Below are 16,270 nucleotides of genomic sequence, written 5' to 3'. Positions count from 1 at the left end.
CCGGCGGCGGACTAGCTCTGCGCGTATCCGCTAGCCGCCGGCGGCGACGCTCAATGGCCGGTGATGTTCGTCGCGGCGATCGCGAGGCCGTTGTGCTGCAGGTTGCCGGCGCCACCGGCGATGTTCACGCCGATGTTGCCCGTCGAGTTCTGCAGCGCATTGGCGCCGATCATGGCTGTACCGCTGAACGTGCCTTGCACATCCATGTTCGCCGTCTGGCTGTTGTTGTCGGAAGCAACCATCGCGACGGCGAGCGGAATCGCGCCGTCCTTCAGGTTCGTCGTCGACGCGGCCAGGCTGTTGTTTTGCCCGTTGCCGACGCCCGCGGCGATGTTCACCCCGATGTTGCCGGACACGCCGCTCAGCGAGCTGTCTCCGAGCGAAGCGTTGAGCGTGAAGTTGTTGATCGCCGCTTGTCCGCCAGCCGATTGCGTGTTGAAGATCTGTGCGTTGCCGAACACATTGCCCTGATCGACGGAGGCCAGCGAAGCATCGTTGCTTTGCGCATTGTCGACGCCTTCTGCCACGTTCATGCCGATGTTGCCGGACGAGCCGCTGCCTACGCCTGAGCCGGTCGTCGCCGTCAAATTACCGGGTGCCTGCGTGTCGATATAGTTCGTCACCGAGCCCGACACCGTCACGTCCGTCGTGGTTTTCGAGTTCGCATAGGACCACGTGGCCGAATGGCTCTTGTCGCTCGAGGCGGTCCATGCCACGCCGCCCGACGACTGTTCCGCGAAGGCTTGGCCGCCCGAACCTTGATTGGCCTTGAACCCCCACACGGCACCTTGGCCCGACCCGCTGTTCGCGCTCTTGCTGTCCATCGAGGCCGACGCGTCGGTGGCGCTGCCCTCGAACACGTTCACGCCGAGATTGCCGTTTGCGCTGAAGCTGCCGCTGCCGTTCTGATTGCCGTGATGATGATGGCTATCCGAACTGTAGGTATAGCCGCCGCCGATCGAGCCGCTTGCCGTCAGCGAGCCGCTCGCGTCTTGCGACGTATGCGAATCGCTGCTCGAGCTGCTCGATTTTTGGTTGCTGTACTCGTAGCCGCCGCCGGAGATCGCGCTGCTTTGGTTCTTGTACGCATAGGCCGACGATTCCTCGAACGCTTGCGCGAATCCTGCGGAGCCCGATACGCTGCTCTTGCTGGAGCCGTTGGCGGAGCCGGTGTCATTCACCGAGCTGTAGTTGTTATTGAACGTCGTCGTGACCGCGCCCATCGAATAGCTTTGCGCGGTCGGATCCAGCGTCGCATTCGCCATGATCGCCTGGGTATTGTTGACGACGGCGCCAACCGTGCTCGACACGGTGACGCAGCCGAACAGGCGGACGAAACCGTCGATCCCGACGTTCTGCGACACGGCCGTGGCGTTGAAGATGTACGGGTCTTTGACGTTGTGCGCGAACGCGGTGCCCGAAGCTGCTGCCAGCACTGCCGCTGCGATGAGTGTGCGCTTCATGATGACGCTCCGATACGAAGAGGTGCTGCGTTAGAAAAAAGTGCCCGCCGGGGGACGGAGCACGAAACTGTTCGCCGTGGCATTACCGGCGCCGGCCGTCTGGTTGATTTGCGCGATGCCGCTCGCGTTCTTGAGCACATCGTTGCCGATGCGCACCGCGCGCTCGCCAGAACTCATCGCCGATACATCCACACGTCCTTGCTTGGGAGAGGCCGCGGACAGCACGCTGTCCGAAACGCTCTCCACTCCTTGCGCGGCAGCGCCGATAACGACGCTGTTGCGTTGGAGATTGGCCGCGCCCGCCGTTTGATTCACCATCGCCACGCCGGACACGTTGGAAAAGGCGCCGTCTTCGATGCTTGCCGTCGCGCTCGGCACGCGCGCGCTCGTTCGGGCGCTTTGGGCCGAACTCGTATCGACGGCACCGTTCGGTGCCAAGACGATCGCCGCTTGATTGTTCTGCGCGTTGGACAGGCCTGCCGCCTCGTTCACGCTCACGACGCCCGTCGAACCTGCGAAGGCACCGGTCTCGATCGTCGCGTTGCCCGTGACGACGGGTGTCGTTTGCGCCCAAGCCGATGCCGATACGGCAAGCGCTGCGAGGGCTGCCACCGCACCGGTGCGGCGAATTGCGATATGTGCGTTCATTTGAGGCCTCCGACACCGGAAAGCGCGGAGGTCAACGGCGCAACGGCGCCCGTTACCGACATCGAGATCGTGCCGCCCACGCCTGTCGTCGTCGGCGCAAGCCCGCCCGGACCCATCGCGACGTTGCTGCCCGTCGCCGAACCGCCCAGGAGCTTGGTCAGCGCCTGCAGGCTCGCCACGCCGCCGCCGGTGTTCGCCACGCCCTGCGAACCGTGCGCTTGCGTAAGGTCCGCATCGGACACGACCGTGGCGACCGACGAATCGAATGCCGGTGCCGGGAAAGTCGTTGCGCGCACAGCGACCGGGTTCTCGTCGCGGGGCAACGCCTGGAACGCGTCGCGCGGCATGACCTGGCGTTCGACGATGATGTCGCCGGGATTCCCGCTTGCTTGCGCGTGGGCGCTCGGTGCGGCGGCCGCCAGCGCGGCGGCGATGCCGGGCAGCAGTGCCGCTTGTGCGAGCCGCCGCGTCGAGGCGAGGAGGATGAGGAACATGTCGGGTTCTCCGGCAAAGGCGAACATCGGTTCGCCGCGCTACTGACGGAAATAGCTGACGGCGTTGGTCTGGGCCACGTGCGACGAGTCCGCCGGTACGGGTACCGGCGCGGGCGGCGCGATTTCGTCCCAGAGCGTCACCGACGGCGCACCCTTGAGCGCTTGGAACGACGCGCCCACGGTCATGAGGCCCGGGCCCGTGCCGCGTTGGCGAGCCAGCGCGCGATCGTCGAGTGCGGCGTCATCGGCAACGGGGGCTTCGGCGGCGAACAACGTGGCCGCGCCGATCGCTTGCGCTTCGCTGTCGCTCAGCGAGTCGGCATGCGCAAGGCCGGGCGCCGCGAGAGCCGCGAGCGCGATGCCCAGCGCCGCGAGGACCGCGCGCGAACGAAGCGAAATGGGGTGAACGAATTGCATGGCGTCTTCTCCGTGTTGCGCGGAGCTAACGCGAAAGCTGTGCCATCGGCGCGAAACCGTTGCGGCAATTGGAGCGTCGATTCATCGCGGGCGGTGGCGCGAACCGAAACGCCAAAATCCGTTTCAGCGCTGAAACGGGGCATCGGAGCAGCAAGCCGGGAGACGATTCGTCATCGGAATTCGATGTCGTAAAACCGCCACGCATCCGCGCTTAAGATTGCGCTGCAGCACTCGCGCGAAGCCGCATGGCGCCTGCCCGGGCCTGTCTTGTTTCAATTCTTACGGCCGCGCGCCTGCCTCAATGACGGGTCGTATAGTAAGCTGTGAGAACAGTTTCACGTCGCCAAAATTGCCGAAAATACGGCAATTGCTATTAATAATTCATTTGCGGGGTCGCGGTAGTTTAGCCAGAGGACTGTGAGCGGGGCTCTCCCACCAGGGAAGGGCCAAGGGGGTAAGCGTTCGCCGACGCGTTGTTCGCGCGAGGCGTCTTGCTTCACGTTCATCGATAAGAGGTCTGAACAATGGAACCCGCAATTCGGCATTTGATTTACGTCACGCGCGACGTCAATGCTCAATTAAGTGCGCAATTCAATGCGCGCGGATGGGACGTGGAGGTGGCGGCGAGCGCGCGCGATGCGCGACGTGCAGTGCGCAGCGATGCGGCGGCCGGCGGGCTGCTCGATCTTTCCAGCCGATTCGATTCGCACGAGATCGTTGCGCTCGAACCTTGTTTGACGAGACCCAACGTCGGCTGGGTCGCGGCCACGGCACCGGGGCAAATGCAAGAGAGCACGTTGCGCCGCCTTGTGCGCGACTACTGCTACGACTACATCACGATGCCCTATGAAGCGCCGCGTATCGTCGATTCCGTCGGACACGCATACGGCATGGTCGTGCTTGGAGCGAGCGACGAAGATGAAACTTCCGCGCGCTCGGGCGAAGGGGAAATGGTCGGTTCGTGCGAGGCGATGCGCGCGCTTTTTCGCACGATCCGCAAAGTAGCGCTGACCGATGCCCCCGTTTTCGTCTCGGGCGAATCGGGCACGGGCAAGGAGCTGACGGCCGTCGAGATTCACGAGCGCTCCTTGCGCCGGGCCGCGCCGTTCGTCGCGATCAACTGCGGGGCCATTCCGCCGCATCTTGTGCAGTCGGAGTTGTTCGGCTACGAGCGCGGTGCGTTCACGGGCGCCAATCAACGCAAGATCGGGCGCATCGAGGCCGCGCACGGCGGCACGCTGTTTCTCGATGAAATCGGCGATCTGCCGCTCGAGAGTCAAGCGAGCCTGCTGCGCTTTCTGCAAGAGGGCCGCATCGAACGTCTAGGCGGCCACGAATCGATCGACGTCGACGTGCGCGTGATTTCGGCCACCCACATCGACATGCATCGCGCGATGGCGGAAGGACGCTTTCGCGCCGATCTCTATCACCGGCTGTGCGTGCTGCAGATCGAAGAGCCGCCGCTGCGCGCGCGCGGCAAGGACATCGAGCTGCTCGCTCGCCACATGCTCGAGCGTTTTCGCAAGGACGGCACGCGCCGGCTGCGCGGCTTTTCGGCCGACGCGATCGCCGCGCTCCACAACTACGCGTGGCCCGGCAACGTGCGCGAACTGATCAACCGCGTGCGGCGGGCGATCGTGATGTCGGAAGGGCGGCAAATCACGGCGCACGATCTCGAGTTGGCCGATTACGTCGAGATCGCACCCATCTCGCTCGCACAGGCGCGCGAAGCGGCCGAACGACAGGCGATCGAAGTGGCGCTGCTGCACCACCGCGGGCGTTTCGGCGATGCGGCTCAGGAGCTCGGCATATCGCGCGTGACGCTATACAGGCTCTTGAGTTCGCACGGCATGCGCGATATCCACGTCCCGCCGGGCGATCCTCGAATGCTGAGCTGACGAGCCGGCGAACCGCTGCGATCGATGCCGGTGCCGCGCAAACGCGCCCTCCGGTCGGAAATCCTGCTGCTTGGTAAAATCGCGGTTTGCGCGGCGCGACAGCGGCCGCGCGCCACGAGCACGAGCCGAAGGATCCCAGCGCATGAAACAGTACCTCGACCTTGTCCGCACCATTCTCGATATGGGCACCTGGCAGGAAAACCGCACGGGTATTCGCACGATCACGATGCCGGGCGCGATGCTGCGCTTCGATCTGCAAGAAGGCTTTCCGGCGGTGACCACGAAGAAGCTCGCGTTCAAGTCGGCGATCGGCGAGATGATCGGATTTCTGCGCGCGTCGCGCAGCGCGGCCGATTTCCGCGCGCTCGGTTGCAAGGTTTGGGACGCGAATGCGAACGAAAATGCGCAGTGGCTCGCCAATCCGTACCGCGAGGGCACGGACGACCTAGGCGACGTGTACGGCGTGCAATGGCGCAAGTGGCCCGGCTACAAGGTGATCGACGCGTCCGAGCAGGCGCGCGTGGCCGACGCGACCGCGCGCGGGTATCGCATCGTCACGCAGTTCGAGGAAGACGGCGTGCAAAAGGTGCTGCTCTACAAGGCCATCGACCAACTGCGGCAGTGTCTCGACACGATCATGAGCAACCCCGGCGATCGCCGCATTCTGTTCCACGGCTGGAATCCCGCGCTGCTCGATCAGATCGCGCTGCCCGCGTGTCACTTGCTCTATCAATTCCTGCCCAACACGGCGCGCCGGGAAATCTCGCTGTGTCTCTACATCCGCAGCAACGACGTCGGGCTCGGGACACCGTTCAACCTGGCCGAAGGGGCCGCGCTGCTGTCGCTCGTCGGGCGGCTGACGGGCTACACGCCGCGTTGGTTCACCTACTTCATCGGCGATGCGCACATCTACGAAAACCAGCTGGATATGCTCAAGCGCCAGCTCGAGCGAGCGCCCTATGAAAGCCCGCGGCTTGTCATTGCCGATCGCGTGCCGGCCTACGCGGATACAGGTGTGTACGCGCCCGAGTGGCTCGAGCAGGTCGAGCCGGGCGATTTCTCGCTCGTCGGCTATCGCCATCACGAGCCGCTGACGGCCCCGATGGCCGTTTGAACGGGCCACACCCTACGTTCGTTCTAAGTACGCCCTAAAGAAGAAGCCCGCGGCATCGCGCACGCGGCGCGCCGGATCGGACCATCGTCCGTGTTCGGTGCGCCGCGTGAGGCGGCCCGCGGGCTTCGCCGTTTTATCGACGCTTGCCGTCAGCCATGGTGATGCTCGTCGCCGTGCGCCGCCGCCGCATGTTGTTCTTGCTTCTGCTCATGCTGCTGGGGCGCGGGCGCCGGCCTTGGTTGCGGCTGCGGACGCGGCTGCTCGATATGAGGCTGCGGCTGCGGACGCGGTTGCTCGACATGGGGCTGCGGTTGCGGGCGAGGCTGCTCGTAATGCGGCTGAGGTTGCGGTTGCGGACGCGGCTGCTCGTGATGCGGCTGCGCCTGGGGTTCGGGGCGCGGCTGCTCGATGCGAGGCTGCGGCTCGGGGCGAGCCTGTTCCTGCCGCGGCTGCTCGTAATGCGGCTGCGCTTGTCCCTGCGGCTGGGGCCGCGGTTGCTCGACGCGAGGCTGAGCTTGCGGCTGTTCGGCACGGGGCTCGGGCTGCATGCGCTGCTCGTTCATCGGCAGGTGCTGCTCCGTGACGGGCGCGTGTGGCTGCGTCCAGGACGGAGCGGGCCTCGCGCCGGCCTCGGCGCCGCGTTCCGCCGGGTTGTTCATCGCGGGCGGACGCGGCACGCCGTTGTTCGGCTGCGCGCGCTCCATCGCCGCGGGTGCATGTTCCATCGCGGCGGGTGCGTGCGGTTGCTCGGCGCCGGCGCGCGGCGGCTGTCCCGCGCCTGCTTCGGGGCGCGGCTGCGCGCCCGGCTGCCCAAAGCGCTGCTCGGCATTCGTGGGGCCGTGCGTCGGCGTGATGACGGGCGAGTGCGTGGCGACGATGCGTACCTCGCGCGCATTCGTTTGCGGCGCGCGACCCGCGAACGCGCCCGGTGCGGCGGGCCGAACAACCGGGGCGCCCGCGCCCGGCACCTTGCCGCCCGCTTGCGCCAGATGTTGGGCCAGCGGATCGCGATAGACGGCCGGCGTGGCCGGCGCGCGCGTGGCGACGATGGACCGTGCGGCGAGCGCCTGCGGCGGATGGTTGGCTGCCGGGCGCAGGCCCGACGCGAAGCTTTGGCTTACCGGTGCCACGCCTGCCGCGCCCGGGTTGAACCGGACGTTCTTCCATTGCCGCGGATCGACGCGCTGCGCGAAATGCGCCACCGGCTGGCCACGCACGAATGCTGTAGCCGGCACGGCCGTGACGGCGCCCGGCGCGCGATAGTTGATATACGTGTTGTGGATGTTCGTGATGTTCACGTTCCTGTTGACGATGACCGTCTGATTCACGCGCTGGTAGTAGTGCGGGCTCCAGCCGCCGTAGCCCGGATGCCAGACTTCGCCGGGGCCGAGCGGGAACCATGCGAGGCCCGCGGCCGCGGCACCGCCGATCGCCAGGCTGACACCCCAGCTGACCCCGCCGCCGCCGCCGCCGACAAACGCGACGAGCGCCGGCGCATAGACGGGCGGCGCGCTGACGACGAGCGGCCCCGGCACCCAGCACCACGACGAGCGCACGTACGCCCAACGCCCGTAGTGGTAGGGCGCGAAGCCCCAGGGCGCGTCGTCGATCCACGTCCAGCCCCAAGGTGCGATCCAAGCCCAGTGGCCGTCGTGATAGGGCGCCCAGCCCGCGGGCTCTTGGTTCGGCACCCAGATCGCGCCGTATTGCGGGTCGTTGCTCCAGGTCCCGTTCGCGTCGAGATCCTCGTAGCCCGGCATATCGCGCGAGACGTAGCGGGCCGAGACCGAGCGGTCCTCGGCGTTGTCGCGGTTCGCGGCCCACGCGTCGAAGGCGTCGGGCGCGGGGGCTTCGGCGACGGATGCCTCTTGCAAGTTCGTGCCCGTGAACGTGATCTGCTGGCCTGCCTGGACCGGCACCTGTCCGTTGTCCCCGTAGGCCGTGAGCGCACCGCTGCGCACGGTCACCGTGGTTGTGCCGCCGTCCGGCGCGACGTCGACGCGGTAATCGCCGGGGCGCGTTACGCCGAGTGCGACATTGGGCGTATCGATCTCATAGGTGGAGCCACTCGGCACTTCCCGCACGCGCGTCGACAGCGTGCCCTGCGCGATCTTCAACTGGGCATCGTTGTCGTCGAGGTTCATGACGTCGAGGCTCGTCGACGATCCGAGACGTACGGCCGTCGATCCGATGTGCAGCTCCGAGCGCGCGTTCGCGTCGTTCCAGAGCTGATCGCCCGTCGTCAGCGGACGATTGACGGCGGCGTACGACCAGTCGGTCGCGCCGGCCGGCTCGGTGGTCACGGTGCCGGCCATGTAGTTCAGGCGGGCGACGCGGTCCGGAGGATCGCCCGCTTGCGTCGTGGGCGCGCCGTCGGGGGCGGGGGGAACTTGCGCAAAGGCGGCGCGCGCCGCGAACGTCAGCGGAGCGAGCGCGAGCAGGGCATAGCCGGCGATGCGTCGAAAGGTCATGGGCGATGAGGTCGTGGCGGTGGTCATAGGGATCTCTTTTGGTGCCGGATCGTACTACGGTCCGTGACAGCACTGTAGCCCCACCGCGTGTATCAAGGCGCTCCGTTTTGTAGCCGTCCGTTCCGGCCTGTAACGAAAAATATCCGGGAACCGTCCCTTTCACGCGGAAAGCAGCGCATCGAATTCGCTGCGGCCGGCCGGCGTGATGCGCAGCACGCGCGGTTTTTCCGCATGTTCGACCCATCGGTGCTGCGTCCAATGATCGAGCAGCGCGGCGCCGAGCGCGCCGCCCAGATGGGCGCGCCGCTCGCTCCAGTCCAGGCAGGTGCAGGCGAAGCGGCGTTTGCGGATGCGCTGCGCGCCGACGTCGATGCCCCAGCGCGCGAGTATTGTTACGCCTTCGTCGGTGGCTTCGACATTGCCGCCCTCGTCGACGAGCCAGCCGCGTGCGAGCAGGTGATCGAACACGCGCACGGCCAACTCGCCGGCCATGTGGTCGTAGCAGGTGCGCGCGTAGCGCATGTCGAGCGGCACCGTGCGCGCCGCGACGGGGGCGGGCCGAGCCGGCGCGCTCGCCTGCGCGAGGTGGGCGAGCGCCTCGATCGCAGCCGCGATGTCGGGGGTGGCGATGCGGTAGTAGCGATGACGCCCTCGGACTTCGAGCGCCACCAATCCGCTTTCGGCGAGCTTGGCGAGGTGGCCGCTCGCGGCCGACGGCGACAGTCCCGCGATCATCGTCAATTCGCCGGCGGGCCTCGCGCTGCCGTCCATCAGCGACCACAGCATGGCGGCGCGCCCGGGATCGGCAAGCAGCGCGCCGATGCGCGAGAGACCGGGGAAGTGGGCGATCTCGCGTTCGGAATCGGAGGGGAGGGTGGCCATGGCTTTTCCTCGTTGCGTCGATGTGAAGTGCATGACGTCACTGTAAACGTCCGATGCATTCGATGTTTCTGTGTAACGTGAAGTATCGAATGCGCCGGTGCGGCCAGGTGCAGGACGGCGCCGGAAGCGGCTTGCCGGCATGGCGCTAGAATGCCGTTGTATGCGGTTTCCGAGCGAGGGCAGCAATGAAAGGGTGGTTGGCGGCCGCTTTGGCCGCATGGTTATGCGTCGGGTGCGCGCAGGGCGGGGCGCCGCAGAGCAACGACGGCAGCAGCATCACGATGTACGGCACGATCGATCAGGGCATCAGTTTTCGGAAGTGACATCGAGGGCGACTTCGAGGCGACGGTAAAGAGTGCTCGGATTGAATGGCGCTCGAACCGTCCAAACCGGGCGAATCATCGGATTCGTCCGATTCGTCCGGATGTGAAAGCTGAAGACCCGGGGCAATGTCCGATCGCATCGGCTGGCAGAAATTGATGCATCATTGTCCTTTCTGCCAATTCGGCATGGGCGAGGATAGGGCTGTCCTCAATCCGCCAAGGGTCACCGATGCACGCTTCCCTGCCCGTCCAACTCGGCCGCGAACGCGCCGGCCGCCGCAATGCGCGCGTCCTGGCGCTTTGCCAGGCGCTCTACACGTCGTCCGTCTCGATCGATCTCACGCTCACGGGCCTCGTCGGCTACACGCTCGCCGACGACAAAGCGCTCGCGACGCTGCCGTTTTCGCTGATCACCGTCGCCGCCGCTCTGACGACGATCTTCGCTTCGTTTCTTATGGCGCGCATCGGCCGCCGCGCCGGTTTTGCGCTCGGTGCGGCAGTGGGCGCGGCGGGTGGGGCGATCTCCGTCCATGCGATTTTCGTTCACAGCTTCTGGCTGTTTTGCTGCGGGACGGCGACGGTCGGCGTATTTCAGGCATTCGCGCAGTACTACCGCCTGGCCGCGGCCGACGCCGTCGACGTGCAGGCGAAAGGCCGCGCGATCTCGACCGTGCTGACGGGCGGCGTCGTCGCCGCGGTGCTCGGTCCCGCGCTTGCCGCCTGGAGCCGCGATTGGCTCGCGCCGGTCACGTTCGCCGGTTCGTATGCGCTCGTGACGGTGCTGGGGCTCGCTTCCATGGGGCTCGTGCTGATCGGGTATCGCAATGCAGCGCCGGCTACTGCGCCGGTGTCCCCTTCGGTTGCGCAGACGCCCGCCGACGAGGCGAGCGCGCGCCCACTCTCGCAGATCGTGACGCAGCCGATCTTCATGGCCGCGCTCGCCAATAACGCGATCGGCTACATGGTGATGATGTTCGTGATGACGGCTACGCCGATTGCCGCTGTCGCCTGCGGCCACACGATTGGCGAGGGCGCCAGCATCATCCAGTGGCATCTCGTCGGCATGTACGCGCCTTCGTTTTTCGCATCGCGTTTGATCTCGCGTTTCGGCGTACTGCGTATCATCGGTGTGGGGATCGCGCTGTCGGCGGCTTGCGGCGGGATCGCGCTGCTATCGACGGACTTGCCGCATTTCTATGTGGCGCTGGCTTGCCTGGGCGTAGGCTGGAATTTCATGTTCGTCGGCGGCACGACCTTGCTCGCGCAGTCGTACCGTCCGAGCGAGCGGGCCAAGACGCAGGCGACGAGCGAGTTCACCACATTCGCGTGCACTGCCTTGGCATCGCTGACGGCCGGGCAGTTGCTGACACGGTTCGGTTGGTCCGTTGTGAGCGTCTCGATCTTGCCGGCGTTGGCAGTGGCCGCTTGCGCGACGCTCGGCTATGCGTGGTCGCGCTCGCGAGCCGGTACGGTTGCAGCGGCGAGTGTTTCGTGAGGCAAGCACATGACCTTGCCTTGGTCGTCGATGAGGATTCCTAAATGATTGCGCCCGCGGCTTCGCCTTCACCCGTTCGGCAAATCGTATTCGCCGTTGCACCGCATCTCGTGTTGCTTGACGCATGCGGTCCGCTGGAGGCGTTTTGGCGGGCCGAACTCGAGATGCGCCAAGCGCGCAACAGCGCCGGGGACGAACCCGTCGCTTATCGAACGCGGGTCGCGTCGATTGAAGGCGGCACGCTGCCGACGCACGTCGGCCTGCCGGTCGTCGTGGAGCGGCTCGATGCGTTGGAGAGCGAACCGATCGATACGATCGTCGTTGCGGGTACGTTCGTGGCTGATCAGATGGTGCTCGACCCGCAACTCGTGAAATGGCTCGAGCGTATGGCGCCGCGCGTGCGGCGAGTCTGCTCGGTTTGCGTCGGCGCATTTTATTTGGCCGCCGCGGGGTTGCTCGAGGGACGGCGCGCGACGACGCATTGGCGCAGCGCCGACGAGCTCGCGCGCCGCTTTCCATCCATTCAGGTGGACGCCGATCCGATCTTCGTTCGCGACGTGCGCGGCGGCAGAGCCGTATGGACTTCGGCGGGCGTGACGGCTGGCATCGATCTCGCGCTTGCGCTGATCGAAGAGGACTTCGGCCATGAGCTAGCCATGCTGGCTGCGCGTCGGCTTGTCGTCTTCATGAAGCGCCCGGGCGGGCAATCGCAGTTCAGTGCGACGCTCGATGCGCAGCAATGCGCGACGGCGGAGTTCGATACGTTGCATGCGTGGATGGTGACGAACCTGCGTGGCGATCTGTCGGTCGAGCGGCTTGCCGAACGTGTACGAATGTCGCCTCGCACGTTTGCGCGACGCTATGTCGATGCGGTTGGACGCACGCCGGCTAAAACCGTCGAGGCATTGCGGCTCGAAGCAGCCGCCCGTTCGCTGGCCCAATCGCGCCGGCCGATGAAACGGATCGCGCTCGATTGCGGTTTCGGCACCGAGCAGAATCTAAGGCGAGCATTCGTCCGCCGTTTCGGGGTGCCGCCTCTTAGTTATCGGGAGCGGTTCGCGCCGATCAATGCAGCAGGTTAGTCGACTTGTGCTTGAGGCCGGCGTGAGCCTAGAGTCAGCGTGAATGGGCCCTAGGGCACGTTGCTTGGCCTGTAATCAGCGTGCAATGGGCGCTAGGCTGCGCCGGACCAATATTGGCCCTTTATAATCGGCTCCTTTACAGCCGCGCGAACGCGCACCACCGGAGCCACGATGAGCACGCCCTCGACCCCCTTGGACCGTTCGGAAACCACATTCCGTTTCCTCGCCGAGCCGACTTCCGTCAACTTCGGCGGGAAGGTGCACGGTGGAGCACTGATGAAATGGATCGACGAGACGGCTTATGCTTGCGCGGCCGTTTGGTCGGGCCGCTATTGCGTGACGGTCAGCGTCGGCAATATTCGTTTTCGCCGCCCGATTCTCGTCGGCAACTTGGTCGAACTGCGGGCGCGTGTGGTTGCAACGGGCCGCACGAGCATGCATATCCATGTGACCGTGCATGCGGGCGACCCGAAAAGCGGCCAACTGCGGTTGACGACCGACTGCCTCGTCGTGTTCGTTGCGGTGGACGAGAACGGCACGCCGATTCCCGTGCCGCCGTTCGAACCGCGCACGGACGAGCAAAAGCGCGTGGCGAAGTATGCGATGGATGTTAAGACGGCGCTCGATGCGATCGTCGAACTCAAGCCGGAAGAGATGGCGAAGGGGAGTATTTGATCAATGCGCGGCGCGCTCGGCTCGAGAAATGCCGAGCGGGCGTGATCGACGACGAACGGCCGTAAGCGAGGGCGCAAACGGCCGTTCGCACGTTTTCACGCTCTTATGCTGTCATCCCCGCCGCCCCGTCATATCCTCGGGCCTCACCCACTCGTCGAACTGCGCCTCGGTCACATACCCCAACGCCAGCGCCGCCGCCTTCAGCGTTGTCCCTTCCTTGTGCGCCTTCTTCGCGATTTGCGCGGCCTTGTCATAGCCGATGTGCGGATTGAGCGCCGTCACGAGCATCAGCGATTCGTTCAGCAGCGTATCGATGCGGTCGCGATTGGGCTCGATGCCGACCGCGCAATTGTCGTTGAAGCTTTGCGCGCCGTCCGCGAGCAGGCGAATCGATTGCAGTACGTTGTGCGCGATCATCGGGCGAAACACGTTCAACTCGAAATTGCCGCTCGCACCGCCGAGATTGATCGCCACGTCGTTGCCGAACACCTGACAGCACAGCATCGTGACTGCCTCTGACTGTGTCGGGTTGACCTTGCCCGGCATGATCGAGCTGCCCGGTTCGTTCTCGGGGATCGAAATTTCCCCCAAACCGCAGCGCGGACCGCTCGCGAGCCAGCGCACGTCGTTCGCGATCTTCATCAGGCTCGCCGCCACCGTCTTGAGCGCCCCGTGCGCGAAAACGATCGCATCGGCCGCCGCCATCACTTCGAATTTGTTCGGCGCACTGACGAACGGCACGCCCGTCAACCGGCCGATAGCCGCCGCGACGCGCTCGGCGAATTGTGGATGAGCGTTGAGCCCGGTGCCGACCGCCGTGCCGCCCTGTGCCAACTCGTACAAATGCGGCAGCGCCGATTCGACGTGCGCGATGCCATGCGTGAGTTGCGCCGCATAGCCGGAGAACTCCTGGCCGAGCGTCAGCGGCGTCGCGTCCTGCAAGTGGGTGCGGCCGATCTTGACGATGTCGGCGAACGCCCGTGATTTTCCATCGAGCGTCGCGCGCAGCGTGGCCAGCGCCGGCAGCAGATGCTTGACGATGGCGCTCGCGGTGGCCACATGCATCGCCGTCGGGAATACGTCGTTCGACGATTGGCCGCGATTGACGTCGTCGTTCGGATGCACCTTGCGCGCTTCGCCGCGCTCGCCGCCGAGCAGTTCGCTGGCGCGATTGGCGATGACCTCGTTCAGGTTCATGTTCGTTTGCGTGCCCGAACCCGTTTGCCAGACGGCCAGCGGAAATTCGCCCGCATGGCGGCCCTCGATGACTTCATCGACCGCCTGCATGATCGCGCGCGCTTTTTCCTCCGGCAACACGCCCAGCTCGAGATTCACCTCGGCCGCCGCGCGTTTGATGACGGCGAGCGCGGTGACGAGTTCGGGCGATTGCTTCTCGGTCGAAATCTTGAAGTTCAGCAGCGAACGTTGCGTCTGCGCGCCCCACAAGCGTGCGGCGGGTACGGCGATCTCGCCGAACGTGTCGCGCTCCATGCGATGGTCTTCGGTCATGATGCTTGCGCTCCGGTACTAAAAGAACAGCGAAATTGAGAAAGGCAGTGGGATGGATTCGGCCCGCGACAGCGACGGTGACCGTGGCGGCGCGCGCTGCCGTTAAAGCTGCGAGTCGATCGGCAACATCAAGAATAGACCTGTGAGCAAATTGCGTACGAAGCCTGCCTCGGGGTCGAGCGTCCATGTGTGCATGTGAGGGGGGCCGCCGTCGTCCTTTTCCTCGCCGCTCCAGACGAGACCCGAATCGGGCTCCCCGAGCGCGCGCGACTGTGCTTGCTCGCTCGGCGTGGCCAGCCGCAGGCGAAAGCTGACGGTCGGGGACATCGACTGGTCGATCAGTTTGGCCACCTCGCCCGCGATCGTCGGGCTGTCGATAACGAGCGCCAGTTCGCTGTTCAGATGCGCCGAGCGAGGATCGAAGTTCAACGAGCCGATCACGAGCGTGCGGCGATCGATGACATACGCCTTCGCATGCAGGCTCGCGCGCGACTCCGAGCTGCCGAACAGGCGCGAATGCTCCCGCTGCACCGGCTGAAATTCGTAGAGTTCGACTCCCTCTTTCAGCAGCGGTATTCGATAGGGGCTATAGCCGGCTTGCACGGCGACCGCATCGGTCGAGGCCAGCGAGTTCGTCAAGACGGCCACGCGCACGCCGCGGTGCGTCAACTCCGACAACAACTTCAGGCCCGCACCGTGCGGGACGAAATAGGGCGAGAGCAGTAGCACCTCATGCTGGGCGCCGCGCAGCAGCTCGGCGAGCTTGTGCATCGGCGGGCTGCGGTAATCGTCGCTGGGGTCGGTGATCTTGGTCGGCGAATCGACGCTGAACGTCGCGTGCGCCCATACGAGCCCCATTTGCTGCTGCGCGATTTGCTGCCACAGCGGTGCAGCGCGCAAAGGCTTTGCGCCGACGGCCTGCGCCTCGGCATCCCAGTGCGCGCGCAATTCCTGACGGGCGGCTTGCAGATCGGCCGCGGCGTAGTTCTTCTTGTCGACGACATTCAGCGGGTACGCGCCGGCGCTGTTCCAAAACGAGTCGAAGCTCTTCGATACATCCTCGACGATCGGGCCCGCGGCGATGACGTCCAAATCGCGGAACTGCAGTTTCGGACTCGCGCTGAAATACTCGTCGCCGAGATTGCGGCCGCCGACGATCGCCAGTTCGCCGTCGGCGATCATTGCTTTGTTGTGCATGCGATGCGTGAAGCGATCGATACGGGTCACGAACGTTTCGGTCCGGGAGAAGACGCTTGGGCGCGTGGTGCCGAACGGATTGAAGACGCGCACCTCGATGTTCGGATGCGTCGACAGGCCGGCCATCAAACGCCGGGTGTCGTTGAAATTCAGATCGTCGACGAGCATCCGGACATGCACACCGCGATCGGCCGCGTAGAGCGCGGCGGCGAGCAGCAAGCGGCCCGTCGTATCCTCGGAGGCGATGTAGTACTGCAGATCGAGCGTCTTGGTGGCCGAGCGGGCCAGTGCGATCCGCATCTGCAGCGCGTCGGTGCCGTCGGTCAGCAGCCGAAAGCCCGACTGGCCCCCATGCGCGGCAACCAGCGGCGCCAATGCCTGCCCGAGCGGCGTCGCGCCGGGATCGGCCAGGGCATGCGAGACAGGGCGGTTCAGCGACGTAGCCGGCGGCAGCGTGGCGCACGCGGTGGCCAGGCAGGCGACGAAGGCAAGGGCGATCCAACGCGCGATGGCGCGCACATCGGCTCGCATACGGTGCGGCGTTCGCGCTCGGCGCACCCGTTGATGCCACGCGGCCCGTGGCCGCGGCCATTGCTCATCGA

The 16,270-nt window shown here is 65.7% G+C and carries 14 protein-coding genes; 6 read left to right on the top strand and 8 right to left on the bottom strand.

Going from position 1 to position 16,270, the window contains the following annotated elements; genetic code table 11:
* Window positions 1-50: 50 nt before the first annotated feature.
* The 4 genes from DWV00_RS21080 to DWV00_RS21065 are packed head-to-tail and all read right to left on the bottom strand — an operon-like array spanning window position 51 to window position 3,022.
* The gene (locus DWV00_RS21080) at window positions 51-1,463 is read right to left on the bottom strand and encodes a hypothetical protein (protein WP_115535535.1); all 1,413 of its coding nucleotides are present in this window, start codon (window positions 1,461-1,463) and stop codon (window positions 51-53) included.
* A 30-nt stretch (window positions 1,464-1,493) separates the two neighbouring features.
* Window positions 1,494-2,111 carry a hypothetical protein gene (locus DWV00_RS21075; protein ID WP_115535534.1) on the bottom strand — a complete coding sequence of 206 codons (618 nt, stop codon included), beginning with the start codon at window positions 2,109-2,111 and terminating at the stop codon, window positions 1,494-1,496.
* Window positions 2,108-2,605 (bottom strand): hypothetical protein, encoded by a 498-nt coding sequence (locus tag DWV00_RS21070; protein WP_115535580.1) that lies wholly within the window; start codon window positions 2,603-2,605, stop codon window positions 2,108-2,110. Before DWV00_RS21070 ends, DWV00_RS21075 begins: the two co-directional genes overlap by 4 nt.
* 39 nt (window positions 2,606-2,644) lie before the next feature.
* Window positions 2,645-3,022 (bottom strand): hypothetical protein, encoded by a 378-nt coding sequence (locus DWV00_RS21065; RefSeq protein ID WP_115535533.1) that lies wholly within the window; start codon window positions 3,020-3,022, stop codon window positions 2,645-2,647.
* 524 nt (window positions 3,023-3,546) lie between these two features.
* Here DWV00_RS21065 and DWV00_RS21055 point away from each other — a divergent pair.
* Both DWV00_RS21055 and DWV00_RS21050 read left to right on the top strand, forming a co-directional pair.
* On the top strand, window positions 3,547-4,920 hold the full coding sequence (locus tag DWV00_RS21055; RefSeq protein ID WP_115535531.1) for a sigma-54 dependent transcriptional regulator: 1,374 nt from the start codon (window positions 3,547-3,549) through the stop codon (window positions 4,918-4,920).
* Between the two features lie 142 nt (window positions 4,921-5,062).
* A complete protein-coding gene (locus DWV00_RS21050; protein WP_115535530.1) occupies window positions 5,063-6,034 on the top strand; it encodes a thymidylate synthase in 972 nt (323 codons plus the stop codon).
* A gap of 149 nt (window positions 6,035-6,183) precedes the next feature.
* On the opposite strand, the gene DWV00_RS21045 is transcribed toward DWV00_RS21050, so the two are convergent.
* Together DWV00_RS21045 and DWV00_RS21040 are read right to left on the bottom strand one after the other, a co-directional pair.
* Complete coding sequence (locus tag DWV00_RS21045) at window positions 6,184-8,532, bottom strand: DUF6600 domain-containing protein (RefSeq protein ID WP_115535529.1); 2,349 nt, start codon at window positions 8,530-8,532, stop codon at window positions 6,184-6,186.
* 132 nt (window positions 8,533-8,664) lie between these two features.
* Entirely contained in the window at window positions 8,665-9,387 is a 723-nt protein-coding gene (locus DWV00_RS21040; protein ID WP_115535528.1) for an ArsR/SmtB family transcription factor, read from the bottom strand.
* Window positions 9,388-9,572: 185 nt separating this feature from the next.
* Between DWV00_RS21040 and DWV00_RS34145 the strand changes: the two genes are divergently transcribed.
* The 4 genes from DWV00_RS34145 to DWV00_RS21025 all read left to right on the top strand — a co-directional run bounded on the left by DWV00_RS34145 (window position 9,573) and on the right by DWV00_RS21025 (window position 12,962).
* Window positions 9,573-9,710, top strand: coding sequence for a hypothetical protein (locus DWV00_RS34145; protein WP_181885543.1), 138 nt, complete (start codon window positions 9,573-9,575; stop codon window positions 9,708-9,710).
* Between the two features lie 229 nt (window positions 9,711-9,939).
* Window positions 9,940-11,205: an MFS transporter gene (locus tag DWV00_RS21035; RefSeq protein ID WP_115535527.1), complete on the top strand. Its 1,266-nt coding sequence runs from the start codon at window positions 9,940-9,942 to the stop codon at window positions 11,203-11,205.
* A gap of 44 nt (window positions 11,206-11,249) precedes the next feature.
* Window positions 11,250-12,287 (top strand): GlxA family transcriptional regulator, encoded by a 1,038-nt coding sequence (locus tag DWV00_RS21030; protein WP_115535526.1) that lies wholly within the window; start codon window positions 11,250-11,252, stop codon window positions 12,285-12,287.
* A gap of 171 nt (window positions 12,288-12,458) precedes the next feature.
* Window positions 12,459-12,962 carry an acyl-CoA thioesterase gene (locus DWV00_RS21025; RefSeq protein WP_115535525.1) on the top strand — a complete coding sequence of 168 codons (504 nt, stop codon included), beginning with the start codon at window positions 12,459-12,461 and terminating at the stop codon, window positions 12,960-12,962.
* A gap of 111 nt (window positions 12,963-13,073) precedes the next feature.
* On the opposite strand, the gene fumC is transcribed toward DWV00_RS21025, so the two are convergent.
* Window positions 13,074-14,471: a class II fumarate hydratase gene (gene fumC, locus DWV00_RS21020; protein WP_115535524.1), complete on the bottom strand. Its 1,398-nt coding sequence runs from the start codon at window positions 14,469-14,471 to the stop codon at window positions 13,074-13,076.
* Between the two features lie 102 nt (window positions 14,472-14,573).
* The gene (locus DWV00_RS21015) at window positions 14,574-16,199 is read right to left on the bottom strand and encodes a phospholipase D family protein (protein ID WP_115535523.1); all 1,626 of its coding nucleotides are present in this window, start codon (window positions 16,197-16,199) and stop codon (window positions 14,574-14,576) included.
* Window positions 16,200-16,270 lie beyond the last annotated feature (71 nt).

The sequence above is a fragment of the Trinickia dinghuensis genome, assembly GCF_003367175.1.
Lineage (GTDB): Bacteria > Pseudomonadota > Gammaproteobacteria > Burkholderiales > Burkholderiaceae > Trinickia > Trinickia dinghuensis.
This window is presented reverse-complemented; position numbering and strand designations above follow the sequence as displayed.